12 protein-coding genes and 1 pseudogene are annotated in these 12,412 nt (G+C 45.5%); 6 read left to right on the top strand and 7 right to left on the bottom strand.

The features are described from left to right. The first annotated feature begins 102 nt into the window (after nt 1-102). The 3 genes and pseudogenes from Q9R21_RS07470 (at nt 103) to Q9R21_RS07460 (ending at nt 2,812) form a co-directional block, all read left to right on the top strand. Nucleotides 103-762, top strand: a complete 660-nt coding sequence (locus Q9R21_RS07470) for a 3'-5' exonuclease (protein WP_311204044.1) — start codon at nt 103-105, stop codon at nt 760-762. Between the two features lie 318 nt (nt 763-1,080). Further along, nucleotides 1,081-1,815: a 1-(5-phosphoribosyl)-5-[(5-phosphoribosylamino)methylideneamino]imidazole-4-carboxamide isomerase gene (gene hisA / locus Q9R21_RS07465; RefSeq protein ID WP_005095189.1), complete on the top strand. Its 735-nt coding sequence runs from the start codon at nt 1,081-1,083 to the stop codon at nt 1,813-1,815. A 66-nt stretch (nt 1,816-1,881) separates the two neighbouring features. Next, nucleotides 1,882-2,812: pseudogene (locus Q9R21_RS07460) on the top strand (DMT family transporter). 59 nt (nt 2,813-2,871) lie between these two features. Here Q9R21_RS07460 and Q9R21_RS07455 read toward each other — a convergent pair. From Q9R21_RS07455 to Q9R21_RS07445, 3 genes are read right to left on the bottom strand one after another with little or no spacing between them, the layout of a single operon-like run. Further along, the gene (locus Q9R21_RS07455; protein WP_044111390.1) at nt 2,872-3,267 is read right to left on the bottom strand and encodes a membrane protein; all 396 of its coding nucleotides are present in this window, start codon (nt 3,265-3,267) and stop codon (nt 2,872-2,874) included. A gap of 20 nt (nt 3,268-3,287) precedes the next feature. Further along, on the bottom strand, nt 3,288-3,914 hold the full coding sequence (locus Q9R21_RS07450; RefSeq protein WP_311204043.1) for a DUF1294 domain-containing protein: 627 nt from the start codon (nt 3,912-3,914) through the stop codon (nt 3,288-3,290). Nucleotides 3,915-3,941: 27 nt separating this feature from the next. Beyond that, the gene (locus tag Q9R21_RS07445) at nt 3,942-4,889 is read right to left on the bottom strand and encodes a homoserine kinase (RefSeq protein ID WP_311204042.1); all 948 of its coding nucleotides are present in this window, start codon (nt 4,887-4,889) and stop codon (nt 3,942-3,944) included. A gap of 113 nt (nt 4,890-5,002) precedes the next feature. On the opposite strand from Q9R21_RS07445, the gene hisF reads away from it, so the two are divergent. Continuing rightward, on the top strand, nt 5,003-5,761 hold the full coding sequence (hisF, locus tag Q9R21_RS07440; RefSeq protein ID WP_311204041.1) for an imidazole glycerol phosphate synthase subunit HisF: 759 nt from the start codon (nt 5,003-5,005) through the stop codon (nt 5,759-5,761). A gap of 286 nt (nt 5,762-6,047) precedes the next feature. Here the strand turns inward: hisF and Q9R21_RS07435 are convergent, their stop codons facing one another. Continuing rightward, nucleotides 6,048-6,704, bottom strand: a complete 657-nt coding sequence (locus Q9R21_RS07435) for a hypothetical protein (RefSeq protein WP_311204040.1) — start codon at nt 6,702-6,704, stop codon at nt 6,048-6,050. A 108-nt stretch (nt 6,705-6,812) separates the two neighbouring features. Between Q9R21_RS07435 and Q9R21_RS07430 the strand changes: the two genes are divergently transcribed. Then, nucleotides 6,813-7,823 carry an AraC family transcriptional regulator gene (locus tag Q9R21_RS07430; RefSeq protein WP_168730628.1) on the top strand — a complete coding sequence of 337 codons (1,011 nt, stop codon included), beginning with the start codon at nt 6,813-6,815 and terminating at the stop codon, nt 7,821-7,823. A 276-nt stretch (nt 7,824-8,099) separates the two neighbouring features. Here Q9R21_RS07430 and Q9R21_RS07425 read toward each other — a convergent pair whose 3' ends face one another. Then, complete coding sequence (locus Q9R21_RS07425) at nt 8,100-8,345, bottom strand: hypothetical protein (protein ID WP_005105385.1); 246 nt, start codon at nt 8,343-8,345, stop codon at nt 8,100-8,102. Nucleotides 8,346-8,424: 79 nt separating this feature from the next. Beyond that, nucleotides 8,425-9,507, bottom strand: coding sequence for a DNA/RNA non-specific endonuclease (locus Q9R21_RS07420; protein WP_311204039.1), 1,083 nt, complete (start codon nt 9,505-9,507; stop codon nt 8,425-8,427). Nucleotides 9,508-9,771: 264 nt separating this feature from the next. On the opposite strand from Q9R21_RS07420, the gene Q9R21_RS07415 reads away from it, so the two are divergent. After that, nucleotides 9,772-10,425, top strand: coding sequence for a hypothetical protein (locus Q9R21_RS07415; protein WP_253173731.1), 654 nt, complete (start codon nt 9,772-9,774; stop codon nt 10,423-10,425). Nucleotides 10,426-10,499: 74 nt separating this feature from the next. Here Q9R21_RS07415 and Q9R21_RS07410 read toward each other — a convergent pair whose 3' ends face one another. Then, on the bottom strand, nt 10,500-12,380 hold the full coding sequence (locus Q9R21_RS07410; RefSeq protein ID WP_005105382.1) for a potassium transporter Kup: 1,881 nt from the start codon (nt 12,378-12,380) through the stop codon (nt 10,500-10,502). Nucleotides 12,381-12,412 lie beyond the last annotated feature (32 nt).

Below are 12,412 nucleotides of genomic sequence, written 5' to 3'. Positions count from 1 at the left end.
CCTTGTTAAATTTTGCATAAAGCCCATTCTTCATGGGCTTTATTTTTGCCTAGAACAGCAAAAGTGATTAAGCTGAACGCATTCATTTAATGATTGAAGCTTATGCAACAGCTGCTGGATGCTTTACCAAGCAAGGAACAAATTCAGACTTTTCCTGTATTTAAAAATCTTCCAATGCAACAGATTCAGGTGATTAATTGTCTGGAACAATGTCATGCCCTTGAACAGGAGCTAAAAAGCTGTGCAGTCCTGGGTTTCGATTCTGAATCCAAGCCCACCTTTAAAGTTGGTGAGGTTTCTACCGGGCCACATCTGATTCAGCTGGCCACTTTAGATAAAGCCTATTTATTTCAAATGAACCCGGCAATCTGGGATTTTCTTAAACCGATTTTTGCCAGTCGTGATCAGATCAAGGTCGGCTTTGGTCTGAAAAATGATGCGCACCTGTTCCGTAAAAAAGGCATTGAACTGAATAGTGTGATTGAACTGTCTAAATGTTTTAAAGCTTTTGGTTTAAACAATCCGGTCGGGTTAAAAAATGCCATGGCGTTATTGTTTCAGTTGAATTTTCCTAAATCCAAACGGATTAGTACCTCGAACTGGGCCAGCAAGAAGCTCAGCCCGGCACAAATTGATTATGCAGCCGCAGATGCCTACGCGCCAGTGCTGGTATTTGAAGAATTACTACGTCGGGATTTATTACCCAGAGAGATTCCCAATACTTCATTAAAATTAAGAATCCGTCCTTCATCGACGGCTTAAGTGCTTCATTAGGATGCTGGTCACAGCAACTTGATGTACGTATGAAAGCTGTGTTGAGCGCGTTCGTTGAGAGAGCTGTGACTTTAGCAGATCTTACCGCTTCGATTATCGACCAGCTCAGTACACGACCCGTTGTGGAAAATCTGATCTCCATTCAAGAGACGGATCATTAAAACCATTAAAATAAATGACCTCACTGCTACCTATCTATGGACAGGTTTTCTTTATTCATACCGTTTAAGAGTTAGAAATTTCGACTTTATTTGCTAAGATGAATACACTCAAATTCATTCTAAAGATTAAGCAAGGAGCGAAAGCATGCTGATCATCCCTGCAATTGACCTGAAAGATGGCAAATGTGTCCGTTTAAAGCAAGGTCGTATGGAAGACGATACCGTATTTTCAGACGATCCGGTCGCAACAGCACAGCATTGGGTAAATGAAGGCGCTCGCCGCTTACATTTAGTAGATTTAAACGGTGCTTTCGCAGGTACACCAATCCATAAGCCAGTGGTTGAAGCCATTGTCCGATCTCAACCTGATTTGCCGATCCAGATTGGTGGTGGTATCCGTTCTCTGGAAACCATCGAGCATTATCTGCAAGCCGGTGTTTCTTTTGTGATTATTGGCACCAAAGCAGTTCAGGATCCTGAATTTGTTGAAGAAGCATGTCAAAAATTTGCTGGCCACATTATTGTGGGTATTGATGCCATGAATGGTATGGTGGCAACAGATGGCTGGGCCAATGTGACTGATGTCAAGGCTACTGACCTGGCGAAACGTTTTGCCGATGCGGGCGTGTCGAGCATTGTCTATACGGATATCGCGCGTGATGGCATGATGCAGGGTGTGAATATTGAGCAAACCGTGAATCTGGCACAATACTCAGGTTTGCCTGTGATTGCTTCAGGCGGCGTGACCAATCTGGATGATGTACGTAACCTGAAAGATCAACCGGGTATTTTAGGTGCAATTACCGGCCGTGCGATTTACGAAGGTACATTAAGCTTGCGTGAAGCACAGTTATTGCTAGATGAGCAACAGGCGCTATAATTAAGTCTGCTGTAAAAGAGGTCTTCGGACCTCTTTTTTATTTTTTTAATTTTCTGATCTCCTGGCATGTCTACACTTATTTCCAAAAATCACTCCGGCTGGATGGTAAAAGCACCGCAACTCGCCCTGATCCTGATCACCATTATCTGGGGCGGCAGTTTTATTACTGTGCAATACGGGCTGAACTTTAGCAGTCCGATTATGTTTGTCGGCCTGCGCTTTGCTGCGGCAGCGCTTGCTGTCACCCTAATTTCACTGAAGTCGCTAAAAGGCATGAACCTGAAAGAAGTGTTCGCTGGCGCGGTGATTGGCATCATGATCGCCATTGGCTACGGCACCCAAACTGTGGGTTTGCAGACCATCAGCAGCAGTGAGTCGGCTTTTTTAACGGCCTTGTATGTTCCGCTGGTTCCGATCCTGCTCTGGCTCATGTTCCGTAAAAAACCGCATGTCATGACCTGGATCGGAGCGCTGTTTGCCTTTATCGGTCTGGTGTTTTTGACAGGAAATGGTTTTTGCTGCGATTCAGCTCAGTTTCGGGCAAACCCTGACTTTGCTCGGTTCGATTGCGATTGCACTGGAGATTATTTTTATCAGCCATTTTGCCGAGCAGGTGAATGTCCGCCGGGTCACGGTGCTGCAACTGATTTTTGCATCCCTGTTCTGCTTCATGATCGCACCTGTTTTAGGTGAATCTCAGTTACCTGGATTTCACTGGCATCTGGCAGGAATTTTAGTCGGTTTAGGCATTGCCAGTGCCTTGATCCAACTGGTGATGAACTGGGCGCAGCGCATGGTCGATCCATCACAGGCAGCAATTATCTATGCCGGCGAACCGGTATGGGCAGCCCTGTTTGGCCGTCTGGCCGGAGAACGGCTACCTGCACTCGCGCTAGTCGGTGGATTGATGGTGGTGCTTGGCGTGATTGCCAGTGAATGGAAACCAAAGTTTTTAAGAAAAGAACCCACAGAAGAATTAAAGCAAGATCTTTCTTAATTCCGCTAACTCCCCCTTAAAAAAGGGGGATTTTTTTCTCTAAGGAAATACGGCTAAAATTATTTGCTATACATCGGTCTATTGTCATTTAAGCGCATGATGCCGCGAATCGCCCGATACACAATCCAGATCCAGGCCAAAACCACCACCACTAAACAGAACGCCGATGCGCCAAATGCGACCCCTGCAAACAGGTTAGGATCTTCGCCGGTAAAGAACAAAAAGAAAAATGGAATAAAGGCGACGATATTCCAGAACAGATACCACCAGAAACTGCGGATCTGCCAGGTAAAATGGCTTTCAAAGATGGAACCGCGCACATCGCGCCGTTTCACATAGTTAATGATTAGCGCCACGAGAGCCAGCAGGCCAGCACTAAAAATGGCCACAATATATAAAATGTACAGTGCAAAAGTCAGTGTACGGTTTGAGTCTTTATCAATGGAATAGTTCACGTCCCCTCCTGGTACTTCCCCTAGATATTTAAACTATTCAACGGGGAAATCAGCCATATAATCAAAATGATGTTAAAGGCTATGGTACAAAAATATATCTGCCGGAAAGGTTGTTTTTGTGTTTTATGCCGTAATTTCTGCTGTGCCAGCCAGGCTGCCGGCCAGCCGCCTAAGAAAGCCACCACATGCAGAGTGTTTTCCGGAATACGGCGATTACCCAGCTGTGCCGCTTCTTTGTCTTGGGCATAAAGCCAGTAGCTGAGCGCATTCATCAGGCTGACCAGCAACAACACCAGTCCACTCAGTAAACCACCCAAGGTCAAAGCCACCAGTAAAAGAATATAGGCCACACAGGCAATCTGCATCGGCTGTAATTTCTGTGTCTGCTGTGGCTTGGAGGGTTTGAATTTTGCTTGCAGACTTTTGGCTTGTACTGCTTTCAGGTACATCACCTGCTGCGCACGATAACGGCCGCGTTCATCCAGAATGACCAGATAATCCAGCGCACAGCCCACGATTGGACGTGGCCCAGGCTTGGCAAAGTCCTTGATATGCAGAAATACGCGATCTTTGGCCGGATCACTGGGCTGGATAAAACCATAGCCTTGGTCATCAAACCATTCCACTAAGCGTCCCTGATCGCGCATATTCCCTATCCCTGTTGATTTGATTGTTTAAGCGGTGACGAATTTTAAGCGTTCAATCAGCATATTACGCATTTCATCCGGATTTTTTTGCAAAATATCTTCGCCCGTCCGGCCTAATGCTGCATTACGCTGAGCCACCTGCAGGCGCATCATCCAGAACCGTCCTGCCGCCATGGCCAGATACAATTCCAGACAGGCGCGTTCATCACTGGTTAAAGAACGAATCGTTTCATAGGCTTTTAAAAAGGCAATCGCTTTTTCTTCGTTTAAGATTACGTCAGGATATTCGGTACAGAAGTCATTTAACGTAATGGCGATATCAAACAACCATTCATCTTTATTCAGCTCATAGAAATCCAGAATGCCATTCAACTGATCGCCTTCAAACAAGGTATTGTCGCGGAATAGATCCGAATGAATAAAACCGCGTGGACGATCCGGATATACCGCCGTCAACGCGTCATATAAGCCTAGTAATTTACCAAGTAAAACTTTATCGGCCGGACTTAAACTCGGTTTGATTTCTTGAGACACGGCCAGCCAATAGGCATGATCACGGACAAAATTACGTTCGAGTTTGAAATCTTTCAATGCCACATGCATTTTCGCCTGTGCCGCGGCAATCGCTTCAACTTGCGCAACGGTCGATGGCATCGGATGTTCACCCATCAGGCGCGGCGCAATCTGTGCCGGTTTATCTTTAATGCTATGAATGGCTTTACCTGAATGCGATAACGGCACCGGAACGGCTAATCCGGCCTGCCCCAGATGTTCCAGCACAGGAACCAGTTCACCTGCCGCCTGCTCATCCATATCCTCAAATACTGTCAGCACATATTGCTGATCTTCGCAGACTAAAAAATAGTTGGTATTTTGAATACCGCCTTGAATGGGAATCAGATCAATCGCCTTTAAACCATAAGGCGCTGCAAAATCCTGAACTTCCTTTAAAGTCAAAGTGGTATAAACCGACATAGAAAACCTGCGAAAAAACTTACATAATTTTGCTAGAATACCGTTTCCATCTGCCAAGGTGTAGCGCTTGCGTGGGTGAGTTTCATAATCGGCTGTAATAATTGGAAAAATTTATGCTAGCTAAACGTATTATTCCTTGTCTGGACGTGGATAACGGCCGCGTGGTCAAGGGTGTCCAGTTCCTTGATATTCGTGATGCGGGTGACCCGGTCGAAGTGGCGCGCCGTTATAATGAACAAGGTGCCGATGAAATTACTTTCCTTGATATTACCGCTACACATCATGGACGCGACACGACTTATCGTACTGTAGAGCGTATGGCCGAATCTGTATTCGTACCGTTAACTGTAGGTGGTGGTGTCCGTAAAGTCGAAGATATCCGTTTATTGCTCAATGCCGGCGCAGATAAAGTCAGCATTAACTCGGCTGCGATTTATAATCCTGAGTTTGTGCAGGAAGCGTCTCAACGCTTTGGCGCACAATGTATCGTGGTGGCGATCGATGCCAAAAAAACCGGTGACCATAAATGGGAAATTTTCACCCACGGTGGCCGTAAGGAAACCGGGATCGATGCGATTGAATGGGCCGTGAAAATGGCTGACTTCGGCGCAGGTGAATTACTGATTACTTCGATGGATGCCGATGGCACCAAAGCCGGTTACGACATTGCCCTGATGCGCGCCATCAATGACCGCGTCACGGTACCGACCATTGCTTCTGGCGGTGTGGGTAATTTACAGCATTTGGCGGACGGCATTATTCATGGGGGTGCCGATGCGGTACTGGCAGCTTCAATTTTCCATTTTGGCCAGCACACCATTCCGGAAGCCAAAACCTATATGGCAGCCCAAGGCATTGAAATGCGCCTTTAAGCCGTTTTAGATGATGATTTAATTAAAGAGTGTTTTTATAAACACTCTTTTTTTATGCCTTAAATAAAACAACACAGCAAATACGGGACAAAAAAAAGGAGTCTTTCGACTCCCTATAAAACCAAGATAAGACTACAGCACTTGGTATTCAAAATAACTCATTACACCCAGAAACATTATCAGTATGAGGCTTTGCTCACCGACGTGAGCAACTATAAGTGAAATCCACAGGACAATATTGACAATACAATCGTATTTTATTGACAAATCACGACAAAGCCCTGTTTTACTCCATAACCTGCGTATTTAACTGCTTCATTACCGTATTTTTTGCAGTATTTTTCGTCATCTTAGAGTAAGCATCGGCCGATTTAACTAGAAAATATTGTTCTGCCCAGCGGTTCAATTTTTTCGAGATCGGTGCAGGCAAGCTCAAACCTAAAGGATTCTGTTCCTGCAAATCTGCCGAGGAAATCACACGGGTACCGAGCAGATAATCAAACCAGGGCTTGGTGACGCACCAGTTGGCATCCTGATTACTATTCATATGATGATCATAATGCCAGGGTAATTTCTTTTTGGCCCATTCTGGTTCCAGATGAGCCCGGCGATGTAAATAATAATAGTTGCCTGCACTATACAGGGCGGCCAGTGACATGCCTTTGGAGAAGGGATAAAAACTGAGTCCAAAGACGGTCGCAACGACTGCCAGTGAGGCAATTTCATTGCGGGTACGCCAGTTGTCCAATCCTTCTACATAGCCGAAATCGGAAAATTCCGTTTTTCGCACAATCCGGTGATGCTCCCAATGTGAGCGCATACTCTCGGGTACCGGACTATAACGGCTCTGTCCCGGCTGGTGAACACCATGCAATACATATTTATGTGCAAACCATTCAAATCCATTTGCGACGACAAGTCCTGCCAGAAAACCTTTCCACATAATCTTTTACCTCTTGGTCTATTTTTAATATAGGCTAAATAAAAGACTAGATATTGACCAAAATATTCAATATGATTGACAAAATACGACAAAATAAAAGAATTAAAAATGCTGGTTCTAAAAAACTACGTAGGTTCAGTATACGGTGGTTTAGGACATTTACTTTTGGACTATTATCAGTTGAAACAGCTTGAAGTCCCTGAGAAATTATTGGCCATTCAAAATCTGGAACGCTTTGATTTCGCCCTGTGGCGTGATTTGTTAACGACGCTTGATCAACAGCTGCAACGACCGGCGTTAGGACTGGAAATCGCCCAACTGGTTGAAGCTAAACACCTCGGTATTATTGGCTATCTGGCACTCTCAAGTGAGACCTTGGGTGAAGCCTTTATGCGCTATCATGATTATCATCGTCTGATTTATGATGGCGGCCCACTTCAGCTGCAATGGCAAGGCGATTATCTGTCGATTGGCTGGGTTGAAGTTCCCTTTCATCTGAATACCCAACTGACCGATGAAATCGCGATTGCGCTAATGACGGAATTCGTAAAAGCCAATGTTCAGAACCCGCACGGGGTTCAGTTATATGAAGTTCATTTCCAGCATGTAATGCCTAAAAATATTGCACTCTATGAGCAGTATTTCGGATGTAAAGTCCGCTTTTCTCAAGCGAGAAATCAGGTATTGATGCATGTCAGTGAACTGTCCAGACCACTGAAACAGGGCGACCAGACCTTGCAAAAACTGCTGATGCAACAGGCCAAAGCATTATTAGAAAAATTCCCGTACTCCACTCTGGTAGATCAGCAGCTGCAACAGGCGATTCTAATTGGCCTGCAAAAAAACCTGTTCCAGATCAAACATATTGCCGAGCAGATGAATTTTTCCGTGCGTCAGTTACAACGCCATTTACAAAAACAGGGCAAAACTTATCAGCAATGTATGCAGGAGATTCGCTGCATGCTGGCTATGCAATATCTGAAAGATCCGCACTTGAGTTTGCAGGAGACTGCCATGTTACTGGGTTATTCTGAACAAAGTGCGTTTCAGCGTGCCTTTAAGCAATGGACCCAGCTGACACCGCAGCAGTGGCGCCAACAGAATATGCCAGCTGCTTAAACTACCAGCATGTTCGTTTGATATACGGGCTTCAAGCAGGGTTGACGATTTTAATCCCTGTCCCCTATCACCTGATGATAGATAGAAAAATAAGGAATTAAAATATGGGTAGATATCTTCCCGAATTGCTCGGCACGTTCTGGCTGGTGTTTGGAGATATTGTGGGAGCAGAAAATTAGGCTTTTTAATAAAAACCCTCTAAAAAGCCAGGATTTCCAAATACCATTTTTCTGCATGTTTCACATGGAGCATGCAGATCATCGCGCTTAAAAATGCTTATAAAAATGGATTTTCAATTTCATCCAGATCATCACGCTGAATTTTTTCTGGCAAGTCCTGCGTGTTTTCCAGTTGTTGTACCACATCATTCAGAAAAGCCTGCAAGGCTTTGGCCACTTTCAGTCCCTGCTGATCCTTGGTGATTTGCAAGTTGCCATACAGGCTGACGCAGTCCAGATCATTTTCCAAAGTCAGATCATGAATGGCATGGGATTCGCTGCCATTTTCAAATGCTTTAAACATATCCTCTTCTACCTGTCTTTGTTATTTTCAATGAACGTCTGATGTCGATGCTACCCGAATCCCGGTTTTTTCAGCAAGCTTATTTCAACAGGTGCAAAATATATTGCAACAAGGCATCAATCAGCTGTTTCACAATGGCATCTTGCGTTGCATTGTCTATCGCACCGCCAGTCGCAGAGGAGGCCGAACTGCTTGAACCGGAAGACTTAAACTCGCGTTGTAATGCCTGCAGGTTTTCTTCAGAAACCTCTTTGGCACACTGACTTTCTGCATCCCAATTAGAGTATTCAATTTTCTGGTTGGCTTTTACGGCATTTCCAGTCAGTGGCAGCTTATAGGTATTGCGTTTCTGTTCTTCGGTAAGCTGCGGGAACAGGTTAATTCCAAGCTGTTCTTCCAGATAGCAGACACTGACAATACGCACTTTCAGTGAATTGTCATTCGGTGCATAGTAAGCACCAATAGCACCGGTTTTCGGCATATAAACCGCCTTATAGACCGCGGTTGGCACAATCACGCCATTGCCAATGGTTTTCAGCTTCTTCCCGGCAAAGACCGGCCCGGTTACCACATAAACATCCTGTTTCTGCTTGGTCACAATGGCACGAGTGGCTTCTTCCAGCTCACGCCAGACTTGCTGATTATTCTTGGGCGCTTGCGGCACCATATTGGCCATTGAAAAACTGTCAGACTGCGCAGCCTTGTTAGGCATATCCGCATTCGGCGCCATATGACCGCGGTCATAACCTGAACCGCGATAATCCGCCAATGTGGCACGATGCTTCGCACTGACCCGATCTTCTTCATGAAAATTATCTTCACGGGGAATTTTCTGGCTTAAGCGTGCTGGCGTTAAGGCTTCTGCGACCCAAAGTGGCGTTTTAGATACCCCGGAATAACCGACATTAAAGCCATTAAAACACAGTGAATAGCTGTCTTTTTTCAGGCTGTCTTTTATCAAATATGGCGGCACATCCCGATAAAACTGGTTCAGACAGGCAGAATCACTGGAAGAGGATAGTGACACCCACTGACTGATTTTTTCCTGACCAAAAGCGATGGCGAAGCTGCTCGAAGCCACCACGCCCAGAATGACTTTAATACTATTATCATTTAAAAACTGAGAAAAAGAGTTCTTGGATTTACGCTGCTTCTTGGCCATTCTTACACGTACTTTTTAGATCAATACAGATTTTGACCGAGCTTAACAAGCTGTATAAGTGAAGTATATCTTGGCCCTACCATTCGTTTACTAAATAAACAATAAGTATCCAAAACCCCGGCTAGTTGTAACAAACTGTCTAATTTTATTTCTTTTTAAATGAGGTTTCTCGGTGTTTGCGTAGCTTTGTTTGGCCCAGTAGATTGAGTGTGTAAAGCTAACGGCCTATCTCAATTCGTAAAATTATTAGCAATGGTGTCAATCATGAATTCCAAACTCTCTAAAGCATTAGGTTTAGGATTATTCACAAGTGTGATGAGCGTAGCGGCATTTGCCGAGCCACCAGTTCAACCAGGTGAAACACTTGAAAGCTTGTCTAAAGCTAAAATTAGTACCAAGGTGAATGGTCAGGAAGCCTCTTTAGAAAGCTTGGTGAATTCTGGTCAGATCCGTCTGGTCGATCCGCGTGCAGCAGCACCGCAACCAGCCATGCCAAACACACAGGCACCAATGCCCAATGATCCAGCAATGACTCAGGCACCAAATTCAGGTACTGTTTCTCCTCAACCACCTGTCACAGAACCAGGTATGAATGAAGCAGAGGTGCCGGCCAATCTGGTTGAACCAGCCACTGAATCAGAAGTAGAAGCCAGCACGTCTATGACGACGCCTCAACCACAACAAGCACTGGAAGAACAACAAGCAGCTGTACCAGCAATGTCTGAAGAGCAACAGCAAGCAGCTATTGCTTCAGAACAACCGATGCCTGAAGCACAGCAACAAGCGGCTGTGACTGAAGCAGATGTGAGCAATGAACAAAGTGAAATTGCGGCTCAATCTGATGCAGAGCCAGTGCTGATGGAAGAACCTTTGAATGCTGCACCTGAAGTGCCTGCTGCGGTAGAACTTGAGCAATAATCTGAAGCTCATTTATTTATTGTTTCTCTCATAAAAAAACCAGAGTGTGCCTCTGGTTTTTTTATGCTTTTTATTTACATCTGAATCTGGGTACCCAGCTCAACCACACGGTTGGGTGGAATCTGATAGAAATCACTGACCGGACTGGTATTGCGCTGCATAGAAATAAACAGCTTTTCCCGCCATGGTGCCATGCCCTCACCCACAGTATGCATAATCCGTTCACGTGAAATAAAGAAACTGATCTGCATCAGGTCATATTCAAAATCCCATTGCTCATAGGCCTGTTGTAAAGCTTCCGGAATATTCGGCTGATCCTTAAAACCATAATAGATAAACACCCGGTAAAAATGCTCACTCAGTTTTTCCAGTTCAATCCGGTCCTGCCTGTCAACAAAAGGAATATCCCGGGTAATCACCGTCAACATGATATTGCGTTCATGCAAGACCTTATTGTGCTTAATATTATGCAACATGGCATGCGGAACAATATTTGGTGTACCGGTCAGGAAAATGGCATCGCCTGGCACAAACTTGGTGCCTTCCCCCATCGAAATACTTTTAATAAACAGATCAATCGGCAAGGCATCCTGTTCCAGCCGGTTCAGTACCAACGCACGCCCGTCTTTCCAGGTCATGAGAATCGTAAACAGTACCGCACCAATCAGAATTGGCACCCAGCCACCCGAAGCGATTTTCAAGGACGTTGAGGCCACAAAGACTAAATCCAGTGCCAGGAATGGTACAGCAAATAACGCTACTTTCCAGACCGGCCAACGCCAGAAGCCATAGGCCAGAATCGAGATCAAAATGGTGCCGCAGAGCATGGTCATGGTCACCGCAACGCCATAAGCACTGGCCAGATTGGCACTATTTTCAAACAGTAAAATCAGGATCAGCACCGAGATAAACAACATCCAGTTAATGAAAGGCAGATAAATCTGGCCACGCTCCAATGCAGAGGTATGCTTGACTGACAGGCGCGGCAAATAACGCAATTGAATGGCTTGATTGACCATAGAAAATACCCCAGTAATGACCGCCTGTGAGGCAATCACCGCCGCTGCAGTCGCCAGTCCAATCATCGGAAATAAGGCCCAGTCGGGCAGCAGCATATAAAAAGGATTCGCCAGTGCTTCAGGACTACGCAGTAACAAGGCGCCTTGCCCGGCATAATTCAGCAATAAACATGGCAAGACAATAATGAACCAGGCCAGACGAATCGGCAGACGGCCAAAATGCCCCATATCGGCATAAATCGCTTCACCCCCAGTCATGGTCAGAATCACCGCCCCCATGGTCAGAAAAGCCACATAGGGCTGATCGACCACAAAATGATAGGCCCAGTAGGGATTCACCATCCAGAGTACAAACGGGGTCTGGATGATGCTCCACAAACCAAAACCGCCAATCGACAAAAACCAGAGCATGGTTAAAGGTCCAAAAAACTTGCCCATCGTGGCTGTGCCGTGTCGCTGAACCATAAACAGCCCGGCCAAAATCCCGATGGATAAAGGCACCAGCCACTGATTGAAAATGGGTGTGGCAATACTCAGGCCTTCAATGGCTGAGAGCACGGAGATTGCCGGGGTAATAATCCCGTCACCGAAAAATAGCGATGCGCCGACAAAACCCAAAGCAATCAGGAATATTTTCTTTTGATCAGAGATTCGTGTGGTACGCAGGTTTAATGCCAACAGTGACATGATCCCGCCTTCGCCGTTGTTATCAGCACGCATGATTACCATGACATATTTAAAGCTGATGGTAAGCATCATGCACCAGAAAATCAGGGACAGGATGCCGAGTACAGAAGCTTCGCTAATGGCAAGATGTGCGGTGAGGAAACATTGGCGCAGTGCATAGAGCGGACTGGTACCAATATCTCCGAAAACGACCCCAAGCGCAGCCAGTGTAATCACCGGGAGAGCTGCCTTTTGTGCAGTGCTTTGCATATATTGTCTTCGTTTTTAACAAGCATTTTTGC

Origin of the sequence: Acinetobacter sp. RG5 (genome assembly GCF_031844265.1) — a bacterium.
Classification (GTDB): Bacteria; Pseudomonadota; Gammaproteobacteria; order Pseudomonadales; family Moraxellaceae; genus Acinetobacter.
The sequence above is the reverse complement of the archived record's forward strand: the minus strand, read 5'-3'. Positions and strand labels throughout refer to the sequence as shown.

Excerpts from the sequence above, each read along its gene's own strand:
- Q9R21_RS07470 (WP_311204044.1), top strand. The coding sequence starts at position 103 with ATGCAACAGCTGCTGGATGCTTTACCAAGCAAGGAACAAATTCAGACT.
- hisA (WP_005095189.1), top strand. The coding sequence starts at position 1,081 with ATGCTGATCATCCCTGCAATTGACCTGAAAGATGGCAAATGTGTCCGT.
- Q9R21_RS07450 (WP_311204043.1), bottom strand. The coding sequence starts at position 3,914 with ATGCGCGATCAGGGACGCTTAGTGGAATGGTTTGATGACCAAGGCTAT.
- Q9R21_RS07445 (WP_311204042.1), bottom strand. The coding sequence starts at position 4,889 with ATGTCGGTTTATACCACTTTGACTTTAAAGGAAGTTCAGGATTTTGCA.
- hisF (WP_311204041.1), top strand. The coding sequence starts at position 5,003 with ATGCTAGCTAAACGTATTATTCCTTGTCTGGACGTGGATAACGGCCGC.
- Q9R21_RS07435 (WP_311204040.1), bottom strand. The coding sequence starts at position 6,704 with ATGTGGAAAGGTTTTCTGGCAGGACTTGTCGTCGCAAATGGATTTGAA.
- Q9R21_RS07430 (WP_168730628.1), top strand. The coding sequence starts at position 6,813 with ATGCTGGTTCTAAAAAACTACGTAGGTTCAGTATACGGTGGTTTAGGA.
- Q9R21_RS07425 (WP_005105385.1), bottom strand. The coding sequence starts at position 8,345 with ATGTTTAAAGCATTTGAAAATGGCAGCGAATCCCATGCCATTCATGAT.
- Q9R21_RS07420 (WP_311204039.1), bottom strand. The coding sequence starts at position 9,507 with ATGGCCAAGAAGCAGCGTAAATCCAAGAACTCTTTTTCTCAGTTTTTA.
- Q9R21_RS07415 (WP_253173731.1), top strand. The coding sequence starts at position 9,772 with ATGAATTCCAAACTCTCTAAAGCATTAGGTTTAGGATTATTCACAAGT.
- Q9R21_RS07410 (WP_005105382.1), bottom strand. The coding sequence starts at position 12,380 with ATGCAAAGCACTGCACAAAAGGCAGCTCTCCCGGTGATTACACTGGCT.